The organism is Puniceibacterium antarcticum (assembly GCF_002760615.1).
In the GTDB taxonomy this organism is placed as follows: domain Bacteria; phylum Pseudomonadota; class Alphaproteobacteria; order Rhodobacterales; family Rhodobacteraceae; genus Puniceibacterium; species Puniceibacterium antarcticum.
The window spans coordinates 77,500-99,476 of the sequence record NZ_AWWI01000064.1 but is presented as its reverse complement, the minus strand read 5'-3'; the positions used below and the strand labels follow the sequence as shown (position 1 = coordinate 99,476).

Below are 21,977 nucleotides of genomic sequence, written 5' to 3'. Positions count from 1 at the left end.
AGACTGCAGGGTGACATGTCCGCCCGGGGCGCTAGCTGCAGCGCAAAGACGAAAGAGCGTGGGGAAAGGCATGGACGATCCGATATGTGGGCTGTGTGGACGGCCAATTCCGCCGGGCAGTCGACAGAGCCTGCATCACCTGATCCCCAAGCTCAAGGGTGGCAAGGGCGGGCCGGTGGTGCGGTTGCACCAGATCTGCCACAATGAGATTCACGCGACATTGACCGAGGCAGAGCTGGCGCGGGCGTTCAACACGCTTGAGGCGCTGCGCGGGCATCCGCGATTGTCTGCCTTTGTGGGCTGGGTTGCGAAACGTCCGCCGGGGTTTCACAGCCGCAGTGCCGGGGGACACAGAAAGCGGTAGGGGACTGGCTGGCCGAAACTGTGTCGCACTCAGCCGGTTGAAGGCGGCTTGCCCTAGTTTGCGTTCATGCGTTCCATATAGGCGCGCATCTCTTCCGCCTCGTAACGGGCATCGCGCAGGCCTTCCATGGCGGCGGAAAGTTCGGCCTCGGTCTGGGCGAGCTGGTTGGTCAGTTCGGCCTCGCGCTGCTGCAGATAGGTGATCGCCTGATCGCGGGTTTCCTCGGCCTCGTGCAGTTCCTGGCTCATCTGTTCGAGCTGGTCGACATCGGACTGGCTGACCCGGGTGAAGCGATGGATCAGCCAGTTGGCGAACCAGCCGAGGCTGAAGGCCACAAACAGGATAATCGCCGTCGCGACCACAAACTCAGTTCTGTTCATCGGAAGATCCCTCTTCGTTGGCGGGGGCATCGTCCCCGGCATCGATCATGTCTTCGGCGCTGTCCTGCGGTGGGCCTGCGCCTTCGTCGGTTTCGGGCTCGGCTTCGGTCGCGGGCTCTGGCGCAGTTTCGGCTTCCGGCGCGGCCTCGGGGTCGGCTTCGGGCTCCGCCGCGACCTCAGGTTCCGTGATGATCAGGTGAAACTCAATCCGGCGGTTGGCTTCGCGGCCCTCTTCGGTGCCATTGTCGGCGACGGGGTTTTCTTCGCCATAGCCACGTGCGCGGTAGGAGGCGGTCAGAACGCGGCGGTTGCGCAGCGCCTCTAGCACCGATTGTGCGCGCTGCTGGCTGAGCTGCTGGTTCATGATCTCGCGGCCCTGACTGTCAGTATGGCCCTGAATTTCGAGCGGGATGTCCCCGCAGAGCTGCAGCAGGTCGGCCAGATCGTCAAGGATTTCCTTGGCAGAGGAATCGAGTGTGGCCGAGCCCGGTTCAAAGGTGATCTTGCGATCACCGATGATCTCAACGATCTGCGCTTCGCATTCCTGAGGGCTGGGAATACCAAGAGAGGCGTCGAGCTTTTCCCTGTAGACCACGGCGATGTCGAAATCCTTGGCTTCGCCCAGCTTTTCCGACAGCAGGCCGGCGATTTCGGCGCTGGCCTTCTGGTTGCCGGTATCGCCCGAGATTGAGACCATGTCGGGCGTCACCGTCACCGCGCCATTGGCGAGCTTTGACAGCGCCTCTAGTCCTGCCAGCACGCGCACGGGCCAGGAGCCGGGCAGCGTTTCGTCGATCCGCGCACCGGTGTAGACATCATCCGAGCCGAACCGTGCCCGGGCAAAGCTTTCGATCGTGTTGCGCGATATTTCGGATGACAGACGGCCGCGCAGCTGCACCTTGCCCTCGGAGCTGAGGGTGGCGGTGAATTCCGGCGGGCCTTCTGGGGTTTCCGCGGGCGGCTTTGGCAGCACGGCATGCAGGTCAAAGACATCGGGGAGGTCATTTTCCAACTCACCGACCACGCGGTCAAAGTCTGATTGTGCGGTGCCCATTCTGGCGATCAGGGTCACGTCTGCGTTTGAAAACGTGATCGAATCGCCGCCCAAATCCTGCATGGCCTTGATCCCCATCGCCACGGCGTCGCCCCAGTCGCGGGTGGGCACGCCCAGGCCGATAGTGCAGCTGGTCTTGCCGCGCAGCCCGGCTGCGGTGGCGGCCTGCATGATCTGGTCACGGGTTTCTTCGGTATCGGCGGAACAGGCGTCAAAGCGCGCGCCGTCGGGGGTGATCAGAAAGCGTGTGGTGAACGGTGTGATGACCGGGCGCGGCGCGGACAGATCCATGTCGAGGCCCATGCCCTTTGGGGCGCGGCGGGCCAGATCCGCCTCCAGTCGCCGTTTGGCATCGGCGCTGTCGGTCATGGCCTTGACCGAGACCTGATCCGCCTCGACCGAGATCTTGGAGCGGGGCAGGGCGCGCAGGGCGGCGATGGCAAAGCGCATGGAGTCGTCCCAGCCGTCGGGATTGTCGAAATCCGCGACCTCTAGCAGGTCGGACACCTGTGCATCGGTGCCCGCCAGTCTGGTGATATCTTCAATCAGCCGGTCGCGGTTGGTTTCTGACGGGATCAGCCCGATGATCTGCACGCTGTTGTCGTTGCGCAGGATTTCCATGGAAAAGCGCGGCGGCGGTGCGAGCGAGGGGTCGTTGACCAGAATTTCGTCGATGATGCGGGTGGTGTCCACGACACGGCCCGCCGCGCTGAGCGCCTGAAAGCGGGACGCTTCGTTCGGGGCGGTGCCGATCACGAAGAGTTGCAGGCCGTTGGCATCCACACTGGCCCATGTCAGCGCCTCGCGGTCCAGTTCAGCCCGTACCCCGACCGTAGAGCTGTCTTCGATCAGGCGCACTGTGAAGAACGCCGCGACAAGGCACAGACCGGCTGCAAGAGCGAATGTTCCCAATGTGATGGCAATGGACGAGAGGCGCATCGACGCTCCGGTTTTTGTCAGCGATGGTCCCTGATACGCTGCGGGGCCGGGGCGCGCAATCAGGCGAAAAGAGCCACGGCGAAAAACAGCACGGGGATGAGACCGGCATCGCGGTTGGATCGGAAGAGGCGCAGCAGCCTGTCATTGTCGTCGAGTTTCAGGCGCAGGAGTTGCCAGATCAGGTGCGCGCCCATGGCGCCGGCGCCGATCAGGGCGATGGCGCGCATCGGGGTGGCCCCCTGCGGAATGGCAAGGACGATCGCCAGCCCCATGAGCGCGAGCGTCAGGATCAGGAAGCCGGTCAGCCAGAGCGGAGTTGCCTTGTCAAAGAGGCGGGCGGTGGATTTCACGCCGATCAGGGCGTCATCTTCCTTGTCCTGATGGGCATAGATCGTGTCGTAGAACAGCGTCCAGGACATGCCGGCGAAGTAGAGCAGCACGGCGGGCAGTTCCAGCCGTCCGGTATGCGCGGTCCAGACCAGCAGCGCGCCCCAGTTGAAGGCGATGCCCAGAAACACCTGTGGCCACCAGGTGAATCGCTTGGCGAACGGGTAGATCGCGACCGGTGCCAGCGCGAGGATGCCCAGCAGGATGGCGGGCAGGTTGAAGGTGATGAGGATGAGGAAGGCGACCAGACATTGCGCCACGGCCCAGGCCAGCGCCTGTTTCGTGCTGACCTGACCTGAGGGGATGGGCCGCGACGCGGTGCGCGCGACCGAGCCGTCGATGTGCCGGTCCGTGATGTCATTCCAGGTACAGCCCGCGCCGCGCATCAGCACAGCGCCGATGCCGCAGCCGACAAAGATCCACAGATCCTGCCAGCGCAGGTTGCCGTCATGCAGCATGGCAAGGGTCAGACCCCACCAGCAGGGCAGCAGCAGCAGCCATGTTCCGATGGGGCGGTCCAGCCGCGACAGGCGCAGATAGGGGCGGATCCGGACGGGGGCGCGCGTGTCGACCCAGTTGCCCGTTACCGCATCTGCAACCTGACCTTGATCAGGGGCGTTCAGCCCCTCTGGCGTTGTCCGGGAGTCGGTCATATGGTGCGCCTCATGAGTGCGAAAGTCAGACTTTTTGTAGAGCACCCGCTGGGGGAGGCACAACCGGTTCCCCTGTCGCGGGATCAGGCGAATTACCTTTTTGCCGTGATGCGGCTGGGGGACGATGCGCGGATCGCGCTGTTCAACGGTGTGGACGGCGAATGGATTGCCCGGGTGGCGCAGGCCAACAAGCGTGGCGGGATTCTGGTGTGCGAGGAATTCGTGCGCCCGGTGCTGACACCGCCGGACCTGTGGCTGATCTTTGCCCCGATCAAGAAGGCGCGCACCGATTTCATCGTCGAAAAGGCGGTCGAGATGGGCGCGCGGCGGATTCTGCCGGTGCAGACGGCCTTTACCAATTCCGAACGCATCCGGCAGGACCGGTTGCAGGCCCATGCGGTCGAAGCGGCAGAACAATGCGGCGGCACCTTTGTGCCCGAGGTTGCGGATCTGCAAAAGCTGGACCGGCTGCTGGCGGACTGGCCCGCAGAGCGGCGGCTGATGTTCTGCGATGAGGGGCAGGTGGGGCAGGGTCCTGCTGTGGGGGGTGCCCCGGCGGGTGAAGCGAGTGGCCCCTGGGCGATTCTGATCGGGCCCGAGGGCGGATTTTCCGAACCCGAGCGGGCGCGGCTGCATGCATTGCCGCAGGCAGAGATCATCGGGCTGGGGCCGCGAATCCTGCGGGCGGATACGGCGGCTGTTGCGGCGCTGACCCTGTGGCAGATGACCTATGGGGACTGGCGTTGATCCGCCCCGGCGCACAAAAGGAACTGCGCCGCTGGCGGGATGCCATCGCGGGCGCGGGTGTTCTGGCGCTGGGCCTTTACTGGGCGTTTCTGACGGGCGGCGGTCTGCTGCACTGGATTGGCTATGTCGTCTGCCTGTGTGGGTTGGCCCTGCTGGTGGCGGGCATTCAGCGGGCACGGTTCCGGCAGGGCGAGGGCGGCCCCGGCGTGGTCGAGATCAATGAGCGCCGCATCGGCTACTTTGGCCCGCTGACCGGCGGCATCGTCGATCTGGACGATCTGGATGCGCTCAGCATTGATCGCGGGGAAAAGCCGCCGCATTGGGTGCTGGTCCAGAAAGGCCAGCCGCCGCTGCACATTCCGCTGACCGCGCAGGGGGCCGAGTCGCTGTTTGACTCGTTTGCCACACTGCCGGGCATCCGCACCGAACACATGCTGCGCGAGATGCGGGAACCGAAACGTGATATCGTTGTGATCTGGCGCAGTGCTGCCCGTGTCAACACGATCAGGCGGCTGCATTGACACCCCGCCCGTTTCCGCCCATCCCTTTGCGAAACCAAATGCGGCAAAGCGGAGCCTGACCCATGTCCATTCCTCAATCCGGCGGCGGCCTGATCGAACACCACGATCAGCTGGCCGAATACATGGCCTCGGGCTGCAAACCGCGCGACGACTGGCGCATTGGCACCGAGCATGAAAAGTTCGGCTATGCCAAGGACACGCTGCTGCCGCTGCCCTATGAAGGCGCCTGTTCGATCCGCGCCATGCTGGAAGGTTTGCGCGACGCCCATGGCTGGGATCCGGTGGTCGAAGGCGGAAAGCTGACCGGGCTGGTCAAGGGGCTTGCCAATGTGAGCCTTGAACCCGGCGGCGCGCTGGAACTGTCCGGCGCCCCGCTTGAGACGATCCACGAGACCTGTGACGAGGTGAACCAGCACCTGCGCGAAGTGAAAGAGGTCGCTGACCGGATCGGCGCCGGGTTCATCGGGCTGGGTGCGGCCCCGGTCTGGACCCACGAGCAGATGGATCTGATGCCCAAGGGCCGTTACAAGCTGATGGATTCCTACATGGGCCGGGTCGGCACTATGGGCCGGGTGATGATGCGCCGCACCTGCACCGTGCAGGTGAACCTGGATTACGAATCCGAGGCGGACATGGTGCAGAAGATGCGCGTGGCCATCGCGCTGCAGCCGGTCGCCGTGGCGCTGTTTGCCAATTCGCCGTTCTTTGAGGGCAAGCCGAACGGTCACAAATCCTGGCGTTCGCGCGTCTGGCGTGATCTTGACGCGTCGCGCACCGGCATGATCCCGTTCATCTTTGAAGAGGGGTTCGGGTTCGAACGCTGGGTGCAGTATGCGCTGGATGTGCCGATGTACTTTGTCTATCGCGACGGCAAATATATTGATGCGCTGGGCATGTCCTTCCGTGACTTCCTGAAGGGCGAGCTGCCTGCCCTGCCGGGCGAACGTCCGACACTGAGCGACTGGGCCGACCACCTGACAACCGCCTTCCCCGAAGCGCGGGTGAAGAAATATATCGAAATGCGCGGAGCGGATGGCGGCCCGTGGCGCCGACTGTGCGCGCTGCCCGCGTTTTGGGTTGGTCTGATGTATGATCAGGGCGCGCTGGATGCGGCCTGGGATCTGGTCAAGGGCTGGGACGCCGAGACGCGGGATGCACTGCGGATTGCGGCCTCGGTCGATGGCTTGCAAGCCAAGGTCGGCAAGATCGACATGCTGGACCTTGCGCGCGAGGTGCTGGACCTGTCCGAAGCGGGGCTGAAGGCGCGGGCGCGCCCGGGCGCTGGCGGTCTTGTCCCGGACGAGACGCATTTCCTGAACGCGCTGCGGGAAAGCGTGGATACAGGCATGACACCCGCCGATGAGCTGCTGGAGCATTATCACGGCGACTGGAACGGCGATCTGGACCGGATTTATAAAGAATACAGCTACTGAGCTTACCGCTCGGGAACAAAGAAAAGCGCAGCGCCTTTGGATGGGCGCTGCGCTTTTGTATCTCTGCTGTCTTGCCGGGAAATTCAGTGCCGGAAGATCTGCCCGGCACTGTATCTTTAGTACCCGATTGCGCAGCCATCCTTGCGCGGGTCCGATGCGCCCTCTAGCACGCCATTTTCATGGATCAGGATCGCCTGCGCACCACCAATAGGTTCGTCGGGGATGACGACGTTATGCCCCATTGCGGCCAGTTCGGCGCGCACCGTGTCGGAATAGCCGCGTTCGACCTGCAGGGTGTTGCCCTCGGCAAAGCAGCGCGGTGAATCCAGCGCGGTCTGCGGGTCGAGGCCAAAGTCGGTCCAGTTGCTGACCATGCGCGCATGGCCGCAGGACTGATACTGCCCACCCATTACGCCAAACGGCATGGTGACACGCCCGCCATCGCGGATCATGCCCGGGATGATCGTGTGCATCGGACGCTTGCCGCCCGCCATCTCGTTCGGGTGTCCTTCGGTGAGGGAAAAACCGGCGCCGCGATTCTGCAGCAGGATGCCGAATTTCTCGGACGCGATGCCCGAGCCGAAGGCATGGAAGATCGAAAAGATCAGCGACACGGCCATGCGGTCGCGGTCGACGACGGTGATGTAGATCGTGTCCTTGTGCACCGCTTCCGAGATGCTGGTGGCCGAGGGCATGGCGCGTTTCGGGTCGATCAGCTCGGCCAGCCGCACGGCGGTGTCCATCGACAGCATGTGATCAAGGCGTGTCATTGACGCGGGATCACACATGAACCGGTTGCGGGTGTCATAGGCGAGCTTGGTCGCCTCTGCCTCGATATGCGCGCGCTCTGCACCGAAGGGATCCATCGAGGCGATGTCGAACTGCGCGAGGATGTTGAGCAGCAGGATCGCCGTCGCGCCCTGACCGTTTGGCGGATGCTCGCACAGCTCGCGCCCCTTGTACGATCCGCTGATCGGGTCGCCGATGGTGTTGGCGGTGGCGGCGAAATCCGCAAGGCTGTGCACGCCGCCCATGCCGTTCAGCACAGCGAGCATATCCTCGGCCACTTCGCCCTCATAAAATGCGCTGCGGCCTTTTGCAGCGACGCGGCGCAGCACTTCGGCATTGCCGGGCAGGGTAAAGAGTTCGCCGGCTTTCAGCGGCGCGCCGCCTTTCAGAAAATGTGTGCGGGCATGGCCCTGCAGGGATGCCTCGTGGGCCACCCAGTCAAAGCTGGCGCGCGGCGCGACGGGCAGGCCTGCGTCCATGTAGCGGATCGCCGGGGCGAGGCTGTCGGCAAGGCCCAGCTTGCCCCATGTTTCAGACATGGTGCAGAAGGCGTCGATGGCACCGGGGATGGTCACGGCGTCGGCGCTGTTCACCGGCACGGTGGTGTGACCGGCGGCGCGCAGGGCAGCCGCGCTGGCAGCGGCGGGCGCGCGGCCCGATCCGTTCACGGCGATGATATCATCCCCCCCGGCGGGCGAGATCAGCGCAAAGCAGTCACCGCCAAGGCCGGTCATGGCCGGTTCGGCCAGACCCAGGATCGCGGCGCCTGCGATGGCGGCATCTACGGCATTGCCGCCCTGTTGCAGGATCGCGACCGCCGCCTGCGCGGCGAGGGGGTGCGACGTGGCGCAAAGGCCGTTTGTCACCATAACCGGCGACCGGCCGGGGGTTTGAAAATCACGCATATGTCCGAGGCTCCGTATGACTTTGCCCGGACCATAGGAGGCGGATCCATTTTGCACAATCTTTGAACGGGTCCTGCCCGCTTATGGAGTGGCGCGCTGTTGCCATCTGCCAAAGCAGCCCCGTCCTGTCAGCGATGGTCGCATCACGGAAGCGGGCGTTGGAGAGCGGAAATGGTGCCTCGGCGTCACGAACCGGGGGGCATTCAGGATTGACGCCGAGGGAAGCTGATTACAGCTATGGGATCTTTATGCTGTCCGTTTGGGGCCTAATTGGGACCCGAAAATGGCGATTTGGCGGTGATTGTCCGGCGGCTGGCCGTCAGTCCAGCGTGTCGAGGTCGAGGCTGATCACCAGATGATTGCTCGCCCCCGCTCTGTGGTAGTCGATCTTGAGGGAAAGCAGGTGAAGCAGATACCAGCCGAACCCACCTTCGGGAAGGTCGGCGCGCGGTACGTCCATGTTCGGGGCGCCAAAGGGCGGCAGGCTGCCTGCGGGCATGCTGTGGCCTTGATCGCAGAAATCGAGCCAGAGCAGCGTGCCGTTGCGCGTGATGCGCAGGGAAATCTGCCCGCTCTGCTGCCCGGTATAGGCATGTTCGACGATATTGTTCAGCACCTCTGCCAGCACCAGTTCGATCAGTGTGACCTTGGCGCGAGAGATCCCTGCCTTGCCGAGTTCTGCGACGGCAAGTGAGAGTGTTTCGCAGACCGCGTCCTGTGTGGCGCAAAGGTGGTGCCGGAGCACCGGGTTGCCGCCCGCGCCGGGCCGCGGGTCAGAGTGTGGAGGAGGCGAGTGCGGCATCAAGATCGCTGTGGATTGCAAAGATCGAATCCATGCGCGTCAGGCGGAACACCTTGTCCACGCCGGGGGTGAGCCCGGACAGATCAAGCCGTTGTTGGCTGTCCAGCTGTTTCATCGCGGCGACGATGGCGCCCAGTCCGCTGGAATCAACAAAATCCACCTTGTGCATGTCCAGCACCACGCGCGCCGGGGCCGTGGCGGTCAGTTCACGCATCCGGTCCTTGAACCGGATGGCGACCGAGGCGTCGATCCGCGCGGCATTGACCAGGATCACCTGGAGGTCACCCAGGACGCGGGTGGAGAGATTCATGGGGCACATTCCGTTTCTGATCTGAAGGATGCGTTTAAGCATCAAAGCTTACCATCCGGTGATCAGCAGCGATTTGACCCGGTGTCGCGGGATGTGGCATTCCCGGGCGATGAGGCGCCTCTTGCCGAACGGGCGCCGGGGCGTATGAGGGGCAGGCACAGCCGCGATCTGGTGACCAGAGGAGAAGACATGCGCGTTGACTATGACGAATTGAGCCGAACCCTTGCCGCCCTTACGGAGGGGGAAACTGACGCGGTGGCGCTGATGGCGACCGTTGCCTGCGAGGTGCACCATGCAGATGATCGGTTCGACTGGACCGGGTTTTACCGGGTGACAGACCCCGAAGTTCTGAAAATCGGGCCTTATCAGGGTGGACATGGCTGTCTTGTCATCCCGTTTTCGCGCGGTGTCTGTGGTGCTGCGGCGCGCACCGGGCAGGTGCAGCTGGTACCGGACGTGGAGGCCTTTCCCGGCCATATTGCCTGTGCCAGTTCGACCCGGTCGGAGCTGGTTCTGCCAGTGATGAGCGGCGCAGGGCGGTTGCTGGGGGTGTTCGACATCGACAGTGATCAGCCTGACGCCTTTGAGCATGGCGATGCCGATGCGCTGGCAGCCATTCTCGCCGCCACCTTCCGGGATGTGCGCTGAGGGCGGATGCGGCTGAAAAAGACCTTTAACATTCTGACTGACTGCAGCATCGTGCCCCCGAGATGGGCGCGGTGCGCGATAAGCCGACCCCGGTTATGACATCCGGGGGGACTGGGCCGCCGGTTTCCTGAGGAGTTGCGATGTCCTTTCACGCCTGGACCGTTTTTGCCCTGTTTTGGATGGTATTCGTCACCTCACCCGGCCCTAATGCGGTCAACTGTATCCAGAACGGCATGACCTACGGCTTTGGGCGCGCGCTATGGGGGGTGCTTGGTATCCTTACCCAATCGCTGCTGTTCCTGTCTTTGTCGGCGGTGGGTATCACGGCGTTGCTGACCACATCGCCCACCGGGTTCTTTATCGCCAAGCTGATCGGGGCGGCCTTTCTGTTTTGGACCGGGATCCGCAACTGGCGCGCCGCGTCGCATCCGGTGCAGGCGCGCGCCCTGCCGCCCGGGCATATCTACAGGCGGGCCCTTCTGATCGCGACGATCAACCCTAAATCCGTGGCCGGATACCTTGCCGCCTTTTCGCAATTCGTGCAGCCGGACGTGCCGATTGCCGCGCAGATGATTTTGATCGTGCCAACCGCGCTTACGATCACTGCCGCCAGCTATTGCACCTATACCGGGCTTGGCGCGGGGCTTGGCCGGGCCGCGCTGGGCGCTGTCGGCAACAGGCTGGTGCGCCGCCTCATGGCGGGCTGTTTCATTCTTTATGGCCTGCTGCTGGGTGGCAGTGCCCTGACCCCGGGAAGGTGATATGACATGATACACGGCAGCTGCGCCTGTGGCGCGATCACCTTCACCACCAGCGCCAGACCTGCTGGTCTGTCAGTCTGCCATTGCGTGCAGTGCCGCAAGATGTCGGGCCATTTCTGGGCCTCGGCGCAGGTGCCGGAGTCGGCTCTGACCATCACGGGCCCGGTGAGCTGGTATCGGAATTCGCCCCGCGCCCGACGGGGGCTGTGCCCCACCTGCGGTGCCTTCCTGTTCTGGCAGGGCAAGGGCGAGAGTGAGATCAGCTTTGCCCTCGGGGCGCTGGACGATGCCAGCGGGCTGCACCTTGAGAAACACATCTTTACCGCGGAAAAGGGTGATTATTACAGCATCACCGATGAACTGCCGCAAAAAGAATAGGCCATGATTGCCACGATCCTTGCCATGGACCCGCTGAACCTGCTGGCTTTTGCCGGGGCGGGGATGCTGCTGAACCTGACGCCGGGGGCGGATGTGATGTTTGCCATGGCGTGCGGGGCACAGGGGGGCGCGCGGGCGGGGATCGCGGCGGCGGCAGGCATCGGCTTGGGGTCGGCGTTTCACATTCTGCTGACGGTTCTGGGTGTGGCGGCGGCGTTGCAGGCTGTGCCGCATGCGCTGGACATCCTGCGCTGGGGCGGGGCGGGCTATCTGCTCTGGCTCGCCTATGGCGCATGGACCGCCCCTGCGGACACGCCCCGTGCCAAAGGCGCCCACAGCCTGCGCCGCGCCTTTGCCCGCGGGCTTCTAACCAATGTGCTGAACCCCAAGGTGGGCTTGTTCATCCTGGCCTTTCTGCCGCAGTTTGCCGACCCGGCGCTGGGTCCGGTCTGGCCGCAGTTGCTGGCGCTGGGGGCGGTATTTGTGACCACCGGCTTTGTTATCACAAGCGGCTATGGCGCGCTGGCCGGGGCCTTTGGGGCTGCGCTGCGGGCACGTGCGCGGGTGATGAACCGAATCAGCGCCGTGGTGTTCGGCGGGCTGGCCGCACGGCTGGTTCTGGACTGACAGTTCCGTGGCGGGCGGAGTTTGCCTGTCGCCGATGCCGTTTTGGTGCGACGGCGCAAAGACGGTGACCCTTGCGGGCCATGCCGGCTTTTGTCATGGGGTGGGTATGATGACTGAGTATGCCCCCCCCACCGACCCGATCGAGATCCTGCACGAGGATCAGGAGCTGCTTGTGGTGAACAAGCCTGCGGGCCTGTTGTCCGTGCCGGGCAAGGCTGAGGGGCTGGCCGATTGCCTGATCGCGCGACTTGAGGCGGCCTTTCCTCAGGTGCTGCTGGTGCATCGGCTGGACCGGGACACATCCGGTGTCATGGTCTTTGCCCTGACGCCCCATGCGCAGCGGCATCTGGGGCTGCAGTTCGAAAAGCGGATGGTGAAAAAGACCTATCTGGCCCGCGTCGCCGGACGGCTGGAGCCGAAGACCGGGACCGTGGATCTGCCGCTCAAGGTGGACTGGCCGAACCGTCCGTTGCAGAGGGTGGACCACGAAGAGGGGCGCGCCGCGCAGACCGACTGGCGGGTGATGAAGGCTGAGGATGATGAAAGCCGCGTGCAGCTGATGCCGCATACGGGGCGGAGCCATCAGTTGCGGGTGCATATGCTGTCGCTGGGGCATCCGATCCTGGGCGATCCGCTGTACATGCCCGAGCGGGCGGCGGAGTATCCGCGGATGATGCTGCATGCACAGGAATTGCGGCTGCGCCATCCCGAGGGGGGCGAAGGGGTCAAGTTTCGTCTGCCCGCGCCGTTCTGAAGCGTGGCGCCTTTGGCAGGCGTTTGGTTTTGCGTATTTGGGAAGAGAAGAAGCGGGGGACGGAACCCCGAGGCGATGTTGGTGCGTCTTGATCTGGTTCGGACGTTGGGGCGGCACGTTTTGCAACGTGCCGCCCTTTCTTGTCTGGCGCTTATTCGGCGGCCCAGCCGGAGACGGCCTTGACTTCAAGGAAGTCGGCGATGCCCCAGGATCCGCCTTCGCGGCCATTGCCCGATTGTTTCATGCCGCCAAAGGGGGAGCCGGCCGAGCGGGACTTGCCGTTCATCTGCACCATGCCCGAGCGCAGCTGGCGGGCGAGCCGGTTGCGGCGCGCGCCATCCTGAGTCTGGACGTAGTTTGTCAGGCCATAAGGCGTGTCATTGGCGATGCGCAGGCCTTCTTCCTCGGTGTCGAACTTCATGATCGACAGGACCGGGCCAAAGATTTCCTCGCGCGCGATGGTCATGTCCGGGGTTACGTCGGCAAAGACCGTCGGGCGGACATAGAAGCCGCGGTTCAGGCCTTCGGGGCGACCGGGGCCACCGGCAACCAGACGCGCGCCTTCGTCGATGCCCTTCTGGATGAGGTCCTGAATCTTGCCCCATTGCACGGCGTTGACCACCGGGCCGATGTGGCGGCCTTCTTCGCTTGCCGGGGCGACCCTGGTGGCATTGGCGGCTTCGGCGGCTTCGGCTACGGCGCGGTCATAGATCGGCGCCTCGACCATCATTCGGCTGGGCGCATTGCAGGACTGGCCGGTGTTTTCCATCATGTGGCGCACGCCACGCGTCACGGCCTTGTCATCGGCATCGGCGAATATCAGGTTCGCGCCCTTGCCACCCAGTTCCAGGTGCACGCGTTTCAGCGTGTCGGCGGCGGCTTTGGAGATCAGCTTGCCCGCGCGGGTCGAGCCGGTGAAGCTGACCATGTCCACGTCGGGGTGCGAGGAGAGCTGCGAGCCGACGCCGACGCCATCGCCGTTCACGAGGTTAAAGACGCCTTTGGGAAAGCCTGCCTCGTCCATCATCTCGGCAAAGAGCATGGCGTTGAGGGGGGATTCCTCGGACGGCTTCAGCACCATGGTGCAGCCTGCGACAGCCGCCGCACCAACCTTGAGCGTGACCTGGTTCATCGGCCAGTTCCAGGGCGTGATCAGCGCGGCGACGCCGACGGCCTCGTGGATGATGCGATCCTCGGGCGAGTGATCGTTCAGCGGCGCGTCAAAATCAAACGCCTTGGCGGCGTCGATGAAGTTCTGCAGATGCCAGGTGCCAGAGCCGGTCTGGCCGGAGCGGGCGAGGTCGATGGGCGCGCCCATCTCAAGGCTCATGGCCTGGGACATTTCCTCGGCCCGGCGGTTGTAGACCTCAAGCAGGCGCTCGACGCAGGCGATGCGTTCGGCAGGCGGCGTGGCCATCCAGCCGGGCAGGGCGGCCTTGGCGGCAGCGACGGCGGCATCGGTATCGGCCTGACCGCCGAGCGAGATCACCGCGCAGGGCTCTTCGGTCGAAGGGTTGATGACCTGATGGTCGGTGCCGTCGATTGCATCGACCCAGGCCCCGTTGATGTAGAACTGGCGTTTCTCGATCATGCTGAAGTCTCCCGTGTGGTGTTTCGTCCCGGGCAGGTGCCGCGGGAATTTGATCATATATTGTCACTGCCGTTGGGGCAGTTCAAGGGGATGCAAAGCAGCGCTGAAGAGCCTATGTAGAGGTTAACGGCAACAAAACATGGAGAAGAGATCATGGGCCTGCGCATCAATGACACGATTCCGGATATGACGGTCGAAACGGATCAGGGCACGATCAAGCTGCATGACTGGATTGGTGATCACTGGGCGATCCTGTTCAGCCACCCCAAGGATTTCACGCCTGTCTGCACCACAGAATTCGGGGCTGTCGCACAGTTGGCCGATGAATGGGCCAAGCGCGACACCAAGGTGATCGGCGTTTCGGTCGACGGTGTGGAAGAGCACAAGAAGTGGAAGGTCGACATCGAATCCTCCAGCGGTGCAAAGGCGGGTTTTCCGATCATCGCGGATGCGGGTTTGGAAGTGTCCAAAGCCTTCGATATGCTGCCGGCCGAGGCCTATATGCCCGATGGCCGCACGCCCAATGACAGCGCCACGGTGCGGGCGGTGTTCATCATCGGGCCGGACAAAAAGCTGAAGCTGTCGATGACCTATCCGATGAACGTGGGGCGCAACTTTGCTGAGGTGCTGCGCGCGCTGGACGGGCTGCAGACAGCGGCGAAATATTCCGTCGCGACACCGGCGAACTGGGAAGTCGGACAGGATGTGGTCATTCCGACTTCGGTCAATGCCGAGGATGCCAAGGCGAAATTTGGTGAGTTCAAGACCGTGCTGCCCTATCTGCGGATGGCCAAGCTGCCGGACTGAATCCGGATCAGAGTTACAAACCTGCAGGAAGCCCCGCTGATGGCGGGGCTTTTCCGTTTCGGGGCTGTCTCAATACTGCCATGTCGCGCGCACGGGAAAGACGGGCCGCGGATCTTTTCCGTTGACTGGTTGTCGGTGGCGTCGTCTGCTTGCGTTTCATGACATTGCTTGTTTCAAACCGGCCTTACCGGCTGTTGTTCTCTGCCACCGCGATTTCCAATCTGGGCGATGGGATTTCGGCGCTGGCCTTTCCCTGGCTTGCCACGCTGATCACCCGCGATCCGGCGCTGATCGCGCTTGTTGCTTTTGCAACCCGTCTGCCGTGGCTTTTGTTGTCGATCCCCGCTGGGGTCATCGTGGACAGGCGCGACCGGCGGATGCTGATGGTTCAGGCGGATGTCTTTCGTCTGCTGCTGACCGCCGGTGTGATCGCGCTGATCTTTTCCATCCCGGGCTTTCCATTGGACGGTGATCCGCTGAGCTACATTCTGGCGCTGTGCGGTCTGGCGTTTCTGCTGGGGGCGGCAGAGGTGGTGCGCGACAATGCGGCCCAGACGGTGCTGCCCTCTCTTGTGGCCGAGAGAGATCTGGAAGTCGCGAATGGTCAGATGTGGAGTGTCGAGCAGGTCATGGGGTCCTTTGTCGGCCCGCCGCTTGCCGGGGTGCTGATCGCGCTGGCGGTGCCTGCGCCGTTTGCATTGGATGCGGTGACTTTTGGCATTGCGGCCTGGCTGGTCTGGTGTATCGCGATTCCGCGCAGGGCAGTGCGGCCCGCCCGACGTATCTGGCCCGAGGTGGTCGAGGGCTGGAGCTGGATGCGCACGCAGCCCACGATCTTTCGCTTGGCGATCATGCTGGGCCTGATTAATGCGATTTCGACGATGGCGGTGACGATGCTGATCCTGTTCTCGCAAGAAATCATGGGGCTGGACGCGGTTGGGCATGGGATCCTGCTGACTGCCGGGGCCGCCGGGGGAGTCGTCGGCGGGATTGTCGGACCCAAAGTTGTGGCGCGGATCGGGGCGCAGTCCAGTGTGCTGCTGGCCCTGTGCCTGATGCCGCTGCCCTTTTTGATCATCGCGATGACCGCAAGCCCGGCCCTTGTGGGTCTGGCGCTGTTTGTCGAGATGATCGCCGCCTTGCTGTGGAATATCGTGACTGTGTCTTACCGTCAGCGGCTGATTCCAGATGCACTTCTGGGGCGAGTCAATGCGCTCTACCGCTTCTTTGGCTGGGGCATGATGCCGATCGGTGCCTTGGCAGGGGGCTGGATCGTCTCGCTTGTGCAGCCCGAACTTGGTCGTGATCTGGCGCTGCGAGCGCCCTATATTGTCGGGGCGGTGGGGTCGGGGATGATGCTGATCTACGGCTGGAAAAAGCTGAGACTTTGACGGCAGTGTGATCTTCACAGGCAAGGGGGGTGGCGAAGGTCAGCGGAGCGGAGGCTGATCCCGGCGGCGCGCGTCAATCCGTTTGCATGCAAATGGATGAAAGCCATGCGTCAGGCGCAAGGCCGTTACCCTGTGGAACGAAGTGGCTGCAAAAATGAACCGCTTGGTGTAGCAGATACGCAACCGCGCCCTAAGTCAATCGCTTGGGGCGAATCGGCGTTGCACCAGAATGGCGCGCCTCACGGACCTCACGCGCTTGAATGCCCAGCCGATAGAAAGACCACCCGATGGCTATGACCTCATCAACCGACATGGAGTCGCGCACCAGCCGCGCGGACAGCCTGCCCTATTGGGAATTTGTGGCGATCATCGCCCTTCTGATGGCCTTGAACGCGGCCGCCATTGATGTCTACATCCCGGCGCTGTCGGATGTGGGCAGCGCCCTTGGCATCACCTCGGACAATCAGCGCCAGTGGGTGATCACCGCCTATATCTTGGGGTTTGGCGGCGCGCAGATGATCTACGGACCGCTGTCGGACCGGTTTGGACGGCGCAAGGTGCTGTTTGCGGGTCTTGGGATCTATGTGGCGGCGGCTTTTGCCGCGATCTTTACACCGACCTTCGGCATCCTTGTCGCGCTACGCGTCATTCAGGGCATCGGGGCTGCGGCAACGCGGGTCATCGCCCTTTCGGTCGTCCGGGACAGGTTCAACGGACCGCGCATGGCCTCTGTCATGTCGCTGGTGATGATGGTCTTCATGGTGATGCCGGTCTTTGCGCCCAACCTTGGGTCGTTGATCCTGCTGCTGGGCACATGGCGCGAATTGTCTGCGGTCATGTGCCTGTTTGGCGTCGTCGCTTTTGCCTGGGCCTGGTTTCGCCTGCCTGAAACGCTGAACCCCGATGACCGGCGCGAACTGACGGCAAAGCGGGTGCTTGAGGCGTTCCGCATCATCTTTACCAACCGGCAGGCCTTTGGCTACACGCTGGCGACGGGGGCGTTTTTCGGCGTGCTCTTTGCCTTTATTGCTCAGGCCGAGCAGATCTATACCCAAGTCTACGGCATCGGACCGGCCTTCACGCTCTACTTCTCGCTCGTGGCCTGTTTCATGTCGCTTTCAAGCTTTGCCAACTCGCGGCTGGTCGCACGGTTTGGAACACGGCGGCTGAGCCACGGCGCGCTGACCGGGTTCACTTTGATCGCGGCACTGCATCTATGCGTGGCGATCGGTTATGGTGGTGCGGCGCCGTTCGGTCTGTTCCTCGGGCTGCTGATCCCGCAGTTCTGCCTGTTCGGCTTTATCCCGACGAACTTCAACTCGTTGGCGATGGATCCACTGGGCCAAGTGGCGGGCACGGCTTCGGCAGTGCTGGGCACGGTGCAGACTCTGGGCGGCGGCATTTTGGGTGGCATTGTCGGCTATTTCTACAATGGCTCATTGATCCCGATGCTCACCGGCTTCACCCTGCTGGGGGCGCTTTCGCTCAGCCTTGTGGCTGTGGCTGAAAACGGTCGGCTGTTCGGCGCGCCGCGCAACCGCCAGCACTGAGCGCGGCCATTCGCCCTTGGCCAAGGTAGGTTAGCGCCCGCCCAAAAAAGGCGGGTGGCTGCTTTTTCGATCTGTCCCGCGGGGTGGAGGCGATTGCGGGTGCAAAAGGCGCGGCTCGGGGGCTCTGGCACTTGTCATCGGCGCGGCCTTGTCGTCCTATCAAATGCCGATACCGAGGGGGAGCCAGATGAACACAGCCTTTGACTTCGGAACAGTTTCTATCCCGCCGGGCAGCCGACGCACGATCGATCTGCCGGTTTCGGTCATGTCCGACCACACGCCTGTGACGCTGTCGGCCCATGTGGTCAACGGGCGGCGGCCCGGACCGGTGATGTTCGTGTCTGCCGCTATCCACGGCGACGAAGTGATTGGAGCGGAAATCGTTCGTCGGCTTCTGCGCGCAGCCCCGTTGCAGCGGCTGTCCGGGACGCTGATCGCGGTGCCTATCGTCAACGCCTATGGATTTCTCAACCAGTCCCGCTATCTGCCCGACCGGCGCGACCTCAACCGCTGTTTTCCGGGGCATTCCGAAGGCTCTCTGGCGGCGCGACTGGCCCATCTCTTCATGAAAGAGATCGTGATGCGCTGCGACATCGGCATTGATCTGCATTCGGCTGCCGTCGGGCGCACCAACCTGCCGCAAATCCGCCTGACCCCGGGCAATGAACGGCTGCGCGCCCTGGGCGAGGCCTTTGCCGCCCCCGTCACGCTGATGTCCAAGGTGCGCGAAGGATCCCTGCGCGGCGAGGCAGAGGCGCGCGGCGTTGATCTGCTGCTTTATGAGGCGGGCGAGGGGCTGCGGTTTGATGAATTCGCCGCCCGCGCGGGTGTGGCGGGCATCCTGAGGGTGATGGCGCAGCTGGGTATGATCACTCCCAAGGGTGTGCCCCGGGCGCGCGGTGCGCCAGTGTTCTGCGAACGGTCGAGCTGGTCGCGTGCGCCGACAGGCGGGCTGTTGCGGACGATGAAGGCAAGCGGCGATTACGTCGAGGTCGGCGATGTGCTTGGCGTCATCTCTGATCCGTTTGGAGAGGTCGAGGCCGAGGTGCTGGCCATGGACACCGGCATTGTCGTGGGGCGCACCAACCTGCCCGTGGTGAATGAGGGCGACGCACTGTTTCACATCGCCATCCCCAGACGCGCCGCTCATGCCGAGGCCGCCGCGCAGGGAATGGGAGAACATCTCGAAGCCGCGGCACTGTTTGATGAGGACGAGATCATCTGAGGTTTTGCGCCAGAATCTGCAGCCGCCGGCGGGCGTGTTTTTGAAGAGAAGGAACTCTGGATTTCTGTTCCGCCCTGTCTGTATCGAAAGGCGCGCTGGGCGTAGAGTCTGATGGACCACCATCGTAAGGGCGGCACGGTTGCGGTGCGTCTTTTTCCCGGCTTGCACCCAGCATCCCATCAGGGGCATGGTCCGGGCGCATATCCACGCGCCGCAGACACTGGCGCAAAGCCCAAGGAAGCCTGCCATGCCCTTCACCCTTGCCACCTGGAACATCAACTCAGTCCGTCTGCGTGCCGGGCTGGTCGAACGCCTGATGCGCGAAGAGGCGCCCGATGTGCTGTGCCTGCAGGAATGCAAGAGCCCGGTAGAGTTGTTGCCGCTGGAGGGGTTTGCAGCACTTGGCTATGAACATGTGGTTGCGCGGGGGCAAAAGGGATACAATGGCGTGGCGATCCTGTCCAAGCTGCCGCTGGAGGATCTGGGCGACAAGGATTTTGCCGCACTTGGTCATTCCCGCCACGTCGCGGCGCGGCTGGAAAACGGCGTGACGATCCACAACTTTTACGTGCCTGCAGGCGGGGACAAACCCGACCGCGCCGTGAACGTGAAATTCGGCCAGAAGCTCGATTATCTGAGCGAGATGCGCGACTGGTTTCATGCAGAGCGCCCGGAAAAGGCGATCCTCGTGGGAGATCTCAACATTGCCCCGCGTGAGGATGACGTCTGGAACCACAAGCAACTGCTCAAGATCGTTTCGCACACGCCCATCGAGGTGGATCATCTTGGCGCGGCGCAAGAGGCAGGCGGCTGGGTCGACATCACCCGGCAGGATATTCCGCAGGGCAATCTTTATTCTTGGTGGTCGTACCGTTCGCCAGACTGGGACGCGGCGGACAAGGGGCGCAGGCTGGACCATGTCTGGGCGACGGCGGATATCTCTTCTTCGGCCCATTCCAGCCGCGTGCTGCGTGCGGTGCGCGGATGGGAGCAGCCCAGTGATCATGCGCCAGTATTTGCGACCTTCGACCTTTAGAAAAAATCGAGGCATGTCGGGGGCAGTAGCCCGCGCTGTGGTGGCGCAGGTGGACGGCCCCCTTGCAACGCATTGGCCCTTGCGCCATCTAAACGGGCAACAGCCATTCCGGGCAAAGGGGATATCGCGATGATCGAATTGGGAACGGGCGCCGCCAAGCCGCAGCAGAGTCATGTCAAAGACGTGGCAGAGCGGGATTTCATGAAAGAGGTGATCGAGGCCAGCAAAGAGGTCCCGATCATTGTTGATTTCTGGGCGCCCTGGTGTGGCCCCTGCAAGACGCTGGGCCCGCAGCTGGAAGAGGCGGTGAATGCCGCAAAGGGTGCCGTTAAGATGGCCAAGGTTAATGTGGACGAGGCACAGCAGATCGCTGCACAGCTGCAAATCCAGTCGATCCCCACGGTCTATGCCTTTTATCAGGGTCAGCCGGTTGACGGATTTCAGGGCGCCGTGCCGCAATCCGAGGTGAAGGCCTTTGTCGAAAAGCTGGTAAAGTTGGCCGGCGGCGATGCAAGCGGCGGTCTGGACGAAGCGATTGCTGCCGCCGAAGAGATGCTGGAGCAGGGGGCCGCTGCGGATGCGGTGCAGATCTTTGCCGCGATCCTTGAAGAAGACCCGAACCACGCCGGTGCGTACGGCGGCATGGTGCGCTGCCACATTGCGCTGGATGATCTTGATCAGGCAGAAGCGGTCCTGAACGGTGCGCCGGTCGAGATTTCCAAGGCGCCCGAGCTTGAGGCGGCCCACGCCCAGCTCATGCTGGCGCGGCAGGCCAAGAATGCCGGTCCGGTGACCGAGCTGATGGCCAAGGTCGAAGCCGACCCCGCCGATCATCAGGCGCGGCTGGATCTGGCGCAGGCGCTGTATGCCACGGGCGATGTCGAAGGAGCGGTGGAACAACTGCTTGAATCTTTTCGTCGTGATCGCGAGTGGAGCGAGGCTGCGGCAAAGGCCCAGCTTTTCACCATTTTCGACGCACTCAAGCCAAATGATCCGGTTGCGCTCAAAGGCCGGCGGAAACTCAGCTCAATGCTGTTTGCCTGACCCGCTCTGCGGGCTAGCTAGGATCACATGAAACATATACCCGATCTGCCGGATCTGATCCCGGTTTTCCCCCTGCCGGGCGCGCTGCTCTTGCCGCGCTCGCGGCTGCCGCTGCATCTGTTCGAGCCGCGTTATCTGCAGATGTTCGATGATGCGCTCAAGACCGATACGCGACTGATCGGGATGGTGCAGCCCAATGCCATCCCCGGGCGTGACAAGGCCGGTTTGCAGCGGATCGGCTGCGCGGGCCGGATCAGCCAGTTCTCGGAAACCGAGGACGGACGGTACATGATCACGCTGGCCGGGATTTCGCGCTTTCGGGTGCAGAAAGAGGTGGAGGGATTCACGCCTTATCGCCGCTGCGAGGTCAGCTGGGAGGGGTTCGAGCAGGATCTTCGCGCGGATGCCGAGGAAGACCGGGCGTTCAACCGGCCCAAGTTCCTGACACTGCTGGGGCGATACTTTGATGCGCGCGATCTGTCGGCGGATTGGGATACGCTGAAAGAGGCAGAGGACGAACTGCTGGTGAATTCGCTGTCGATGATGCTGGATTTCGATCCAGAGGACAAACAGGCCCTGCTCGAGGCGCCCTCGCTCAGCACACGGCGGGAAACATTGGTGACGCTGATCGAATACGCGCTGCGCGGCGGATCAGAGGACGGGCTGATGCAATGAGCGAGCCGGTCTTTGATCGACGTATGCTGGAGGCGCTGATTTGTCCGCAGACCCATGCAACGTTGTCCTATGATGCCGAGGCGCAGGAGCTGATCAGCAGGCGCGCGCGGCTTGCCTATCCGATCCGTGACGGCATTCCGGTGATGCTGCTGGACGAGGCGCGTCGGCTGGACTGAGGCCGGCGTTCCGGCGATTTTTGGCGAAAT

Annotated in this window: 24 protein-coding genes; 17 read left to right on the top strand and 7 right to left on the bottom strand. The window is 63.2% G+C overall.

Going from position 1 to position 21,977, the window contains the following annotated elements:
• Window positions 1–70 precede the first annotated feature (70 nt).
• Window positions 71–364 (top strand): HNH endonuclease family protein, encoded by a 294-nt coding sequence (locus tag P775_RS09885; RefSeq protein ID WP_099910837.1) that lies wholly within the window; start codon window positions 71–73, stop codon window positions 362–364.
• 53 nt (window positions 365–417) lie between these two features.
• Here P775_RS09885 and P775_RS09880 read toward each other — a convergent pair whose 3' ends face one another.
• The 3 genes from P775_RS09880 to ubiA are packed head-to-tail and all read right to left on the bottom strand — an operon-like array spanning window position 418 to window position 3,777.
• Complete coding sequence (locus tag P775_RS09880; protein ID WP_099910836.1) at window positions 418–744, bottom strand: hypothetical protein; 327 nt, start codon at window positions 742–744, stop codon at window positions 418–420.
• Window positions 731–2,737 carry an OmpA family protein gene (locus P775_RS09875; RefSeq protein ID WP_099910835.1) on the bottom strand — a complete coding sequence of 669 codons (2,007 nt, stop codon included), beginning with the start codon at window positions 2,735–2,737 and terminating at the stop codon, window positions 731–733. Before P775_RS09875 ends, P775_RS09880 begins: the two co-directional genes overlap by 14 nt.
• 59 nt (window positions 2,738–2,796) lie before the next feature.
• A complete protein-coding gene (gene ubiA, locus P775_RS09870; RefSeq protein ID WP_099910834.1) occupies window positions 2,797–3,777 on the bottom strand; it encodes a 4-hydroxybenzoate octaprenyltransferase in 981 nt (326 codons plus the stop codon).
• 12 nt (window positions 3,778–3,789) lie between these two features.
• On the opposite strand from ubiA, the gene P775_RS09865 reads away from it, so the two are divergent.
• From P775_RS09865 to P775_RS09855, 3 genes are all read left to right on the top strand, one after another.
• Window positions 3,790–4,524, top strand: a complete 735-nt coding sequence (locus P775_RS09865; protein ID WP_099910877.1) for a 16S rRNA (uracil(1498)-N(3))-methyltransferase — start codon at window positions 3,790–3,792, stop codon at window positions 4,522–4,524.
• Window positions 4,494–5,045, top strand: coding sequence for a hypothetical protein (locus P775_RS09860; RefSeq protein WP_245875622.1), 552 nt, complete (start codon window positions 4,494–4,496; stop codon window positions 5,043–5,045). Before P775_RS09865 ends, P775_RS09860 begins: the two co-directional genes overlap by 31 nt.
• 62 nt (window positions 5,046–5,107) lie before the next feature.
• Window positions 5,108–6,478 carry a glutamate--cysteine ligase gene (locus P775_RS09855; RefSeq protein ID WP_099910833.1) on the top strand — a complete coding sequence of 457 codons (1,371 nt, stop codon included), beginning with the start codon at window positions 5,108–5,110 and terminating at the stop codon, window positions 6,476–6,478.
• A gap of 116 nt (window positions 6,479–6,594) precedes the next feature.
• Here P775_RS09855 and P775_RS09850 read toward each other — a convergent pair whose 3' ends face one another.
• The 3 genes from P775_RS09850 to P775_RS09840 form a co-directional block, all read right to left on the bottom strand.
• Window positions 6,595–8,172 carry a gamma-glutamyltransferase family protein gene (locus P775_RS09850; protein WP_099910832.1) on the bottom strand — a complete coding sequence of 526 codons (1,578 nt, stop codon included), beginning with the start codon at window positions 8,170–8,172 and terminating at the stop codon, window positions 6,595–6,597.
• A gap of 319 nt (window positions 8,173–8,491) precedes the next feature.
• The gene (locus P775_RS09845) at window positions 8,492–8,917 is read right to left on the bottom strand and encodes an ATP-binding protein (RefSeq protein WP_180287395.1); all 426 of its coding nucleotides are present in this window, start codon (window positions 8,915–8,917) and stop codon (window positions 8,492–8,494) included.
• Between the two features lie 28 nt (window positions 8,918–8,945).
• On the bottom strand, window positions 8,946–9,284 hold the full coding sequence (locus tag P775_RS09840) for an STAS domain-containing protein (RefSeq protein WP_099910830.1): 339 nt from the start codon (window positions 9,282–9,284) through the stop codon (window positions 8,946–8,948).
• A 189-nt stretch (window positions 9,285–9,473) separates the two neighbouring features.
• Here P775_RS09840 and P775_RS09835 point away from each other — a divergent pair, with 189 nt between their 5' ends.
• The 5 genes from P775_RS09835 to P775_RS09815 all read left to right on the top strand — a co-directional run bounded on the left by P775_RS09835 (window position 9,474) and on the right by P775_RS09815 (window position 12,452).
• Window positions 9,474–9,932, top strand: a complete 459-nt coding sequence (locus P775_RS09835; RefSeq protein WP_099910829.1) for a GAF domain-containing protein — start codon at window positions 9,474–9,476, stop codon at window positions 9,930–9,932.
• A gap of 140 nt (window positions 9,933–10,072) precedes the next feature.
• Window positions 10,073–10,693: a LysE family translocator gene (locus P775_RS09830; protein ID WP_099910828.1), complete on the top strand. Its 621-nt coding sequence runs from the start codon at window positions 10,073–10,075 to the stop codon at window positions 10,691–10,693.
• A gap of 6 nt (window positions 10,694–10,699) precedes the next feature.
• On the top strand, window positions 10,700–11,071 hold the full coding sequence (locus P775_RS09825; RefSeq protein WP_099910827.1) for a GFA family protein: 372 nt from the start codon (window positions 10,700–10,702) through the stop codon (window positions 11,069–11,071).
• 3 nt (window positions 11,072–11,074) lie between these two features.
• On the top strand, window positions 11,075–11,698 hold the full coding sequence (locus P775_RS09820; RefSeq protein WP_099910826.1) for a LysE family translocator: 624 nt from the start codon (window positions 11,075–11,077) through the stop codon (window positions 11,696–11,698).
• A 106-nt stretch (window positions 11,699–11,804) separates the two neighbouring features.
• Window positions 11,805–12,452 carry an RluA family pseudouridine synthase gene (locus P775_RS09815; RefSeq protein WP_180287394.1) on the top strand — a complete coding sequence of 216 codons (648 nt, stop codon included), beginning with the start codon at window positions 11,805–11,807 and terminating at the stop codon, window positions 12,450–12,452.
• A 151-nt stretch (window positions 12,453–12,603) separates the two neighbouring features.
• On the opposite strand, the gene P775_RS09810 is transcribed toward P775_RS09815, so the two are convergent.
• A complete protein-coding gene (locus P775_RS09810) occupies window positions 12,604–14,043 on the bottom strand; it encodes an aldehyde dehydrogenase family protein (RefSeq protein ID WP_099910825.1) in 1,440 nt (479 codons plus the stop codon).
• Between the two features lie 153 nt (window positions 14,044–14,196).
• Here P775_RS09810 and P775_RS09805 point away from each other — a divergent pair, with 153 nt between their 5' ends.
• The 8 genes from P775_RS09805 (at window position 14,197) to P775_RS09770 (ending at window position 21,947) form a co-directional block, all read left to right on the top strand.
• Window positions 14,197–14,850 carry a peroxiredoxin gene (locus tag P775_RS09805; RefSeq protein WP_099910824.1) on the top strand — a complete coding sequence of 218 codons (654 nt, stop codon included), beginning with the start codon at window positions 14,197–14,199 and terminating at the stop codon, window positions 14,848–14,850.
• A 158-nt stretch (window positions 14,851–15,008) separates the two neighbouring features.
• A complete protein-coding gene (locus tag P775_RS09800) occupies window positions 15,009–16,241 on the top strand; it encodes an MFS transporter (RefSeq protein WP_099910823.1) in 1,233 nt (410 codons plus the stop codon).
• A 287-nt stretch (window positions 16,242–16,528) separates the two neighbouring features.
• A complete protein-coding gene (locus P775_RS09795) occupies window positions 16,529–17,791 on the top strand; it encodes a multidrug effflux MFS transporter (protein ID WP_218967657.1) in 1,263 nt (420 codons plus the stop codon).
• 187 nt (window positions 17,792–17,978) lie between these two features.
• Window positions 17,979–19,016 (top strand): succinylglutamate desuccinylase/aspartoacylase family protein, encoded by a 1,038-nt coding sequence (locus tag P775_RS09790; RefSeq protein ID WP_099910822.1) that lies wholly within the window; start codon window positions 17,979–17,981, stop codon window positions 19,014–19,016.
• 247 nt (window positions 19,017–19,263) lie between these two features.
• Complete coding sequence (locus P775_RS09785; RefSeq protein ID WP_099910821.1) at window positions 19,264–20,052, top strand: exodeoxyribonuclease III; 789 nt, start codon at window positions 19,264–19,266, stop codon at window positions 20,050–20,052.
• A gap of 129 nt (window positions 20,053–20,181) precedes the next feature.
• A complete protein-coding gene (gene trxA / locus P775_RS09780; protein WP_180287393.1) occupies window positions 20,182–21,096 on the top strand; it encodes a thioredoxin in 915 nt (304 codons plus the stop codon).
• 27 nt (window positions 21,097–21,123) lie between these two features.
• On the top strand, window positions 21,124–21,771 hold the full coding sequence (locus tag P775_RS09775) for an LON peptidase substrate-binding domain-containing protein (RefSeq protein WP_099910820.1): 648 nt from the start codon (window positions 21,124–21,126) through the stop codon (window positions 21,769–21,771).
• On the top strand, window positions 21,768–21,947 hold the full coding sequence (locus P775_RS09770) for a Trm112 family protein (RefSeq protein ID WP_099910819.1): 180 nt from the start codon (window positions 21,768–21,770) through the stop codon (window positions 21,945–21,947). Before P775_RS09775 ends, P775_RS09770 begins: the two co-directional genes overlap by 4 nt.
• The last annotated feature ends 30 nt before the right edge of the window (window positions 21,948–21,977 follow it).

What these genes read in the sequence shown, in the direction of transcription:
- trxA (WP_180287393.1), top strand. Translation starts at nt 20,182, where the DNA reads ATGATCGAATTGGGAACGGGCGCCGCCAAGCCGCAGCAGAGTCATGTC.
- P775_RS09875 (WP_099910835.1), bottom strand. Translation starts at nt 2,737, where the DNA reads ATGCGCCTCTCGTCCATTGCCATCACATTGGGAACATTCGCTCTTGCA.
- P775_RS09840 (WP_099910830.1), bottom strand. Translation starts at nt 9,284, where the DNA reads ATGAATCTCTCCACCCGCGTCCTGGGTGACCTCCAGGTGATCCTGGTC.
- P775_RS09835 (WP_099910829.1), top strand. Translation starts at nt 9,474, where the DNA reads ATGCGCGTTGACTATGACGAATTGAGCCGAACCCTTGCCGCCCTTACG.
- P775_RS09800 (WP_099910823.1), top strand. Translation starts at nt 15,009, where the DNA reads ATGACATTGCTTGTTTCAAACCGGCCTTACCGGCTGTTGTTCTCTGCC.
- P775_RS09825 (WP_099910827.1), top strand. Translation starts at nt 10,700, where the DNA reads ATGATACACGGCAGCTGCGCCTGTGGCGCGATCACCTTCACCACCAGC.
- P775_RS09865 (WP_099910877.1), top strand. Translation starts at nt 3,790, where the DNA reads ATGAGTGCGAAAGTCAGACTTTTTGTAGAGCACCCGCTGGGGGAGGCA.
- P775_RS09815 (WP_180287394.1), top strand. Translation starts at nt 11,805, where the DNA reads ATGATGACTGAGTATGCCCCCCCCACCGACCCGATCGAGATCCTGCAC.
- P775_RS09795 (WP_218967657.1), top strand. Translation starts at nt 16,529, where the DNA reads ATGGCTATGACCTCATCAACCGACATGGAGTCGCGCACCAGCCGCGCG.
- P775_RS09785 (WP_099910821.1), top strand. Translation starts at nt 19,264, where the DNA reads ATGCCCTTCACCCTTGCCACCTGGAACATCAACTCAGTCCGTCTGCGT.
- P775_RS09820 (WP_099910826.1), top strand. Translation starts at nt 11,075, where the DNA reads ATGATTGCCACGATCCTTGCCATGGACCCGCTGAACCTGCTGGCTTTT.
- P775_RS09830 (WP_099910828.1), top strand. Translation starts at nt 10,073, where the DNA reads ATGTCCTTTCACGCCTGGACCGTTTTTGCCCTGTTTTGGATGGTATTC.
- P775_RS09770 (WP_099910819.1), top strand. Translation starts at nt 21,768, where the DNA reads ATGAGCGAGCCGGTCTTTGATCGACGTATGCTGGAGGCGCTGATTTGT.
- P775_RS09810 (WP_099910825.1), bottom strand. Translation starts at nt 14,043, where the DNA reads ATGATCGAGAAACGCCAGTTCTACATCAACGGGGCCTGGGTCGATGCA.
- P775_RS09775 (WP_099910820.1), top strand. Translation starts at nt 21,124, where the DNA reads ATGAAACATATACCCGATCTGCCGGATCTGATCCCGGTTTTCCCCCTG.
- P775_RS09855 (WP_099910833.1), top strand. Translation starts at nt 5,108, where the DNA reads ATGTCCATTCCTCAATCCGGCGGCGGCCTGATCGAACACCACGATCAG.
- P775_RS09805 (WP_099910824.1), top strand. Translation starts at nt 14,197, where the DNA reads ATGGGCCTGCGCATCAATGACACGATTCCGGATATGACGGTCGAAACG.
- ubiA (WP_099910834.1), bottom strand. Translation starts at nt 3,777, where the DNA reads ATGACCGACTCCCGGACAACGCCAGAGGGGCTGAACGCCCCTGATCAA.
- P775_RS09885 (WP_099910837.1), top strand. Translation starts at nt 71, where the DNA reads ATGGACGATCCGATATGTGGGCTGTGTGGACGGCCAATTCCGCCGGGC.
- P775_RS09790 (WP_099910822.1), top strand. Translation starts at nt 17,979, where the DNA reads ATGAACACAGCCTTTGACTTCGGAACAGTTTCTATCCCGCCGGGCAGC.
- P775_RS09850 (WP_099910832.1), bottom strand. Translation starts at nt 8,172, where the DNA reads ATGCGTGATTTTCAAACCCCCGGCCGGTCGCCGGTTATGGTGACAAAC.
- P775_RS09880 (WP_099910836.1), bottom strand. Translation starts at nt 744, where the DNA reads ATGAACAGAACTGAGTTTGTGGTCGCGACGGCGATTATCCTGTTTGTG.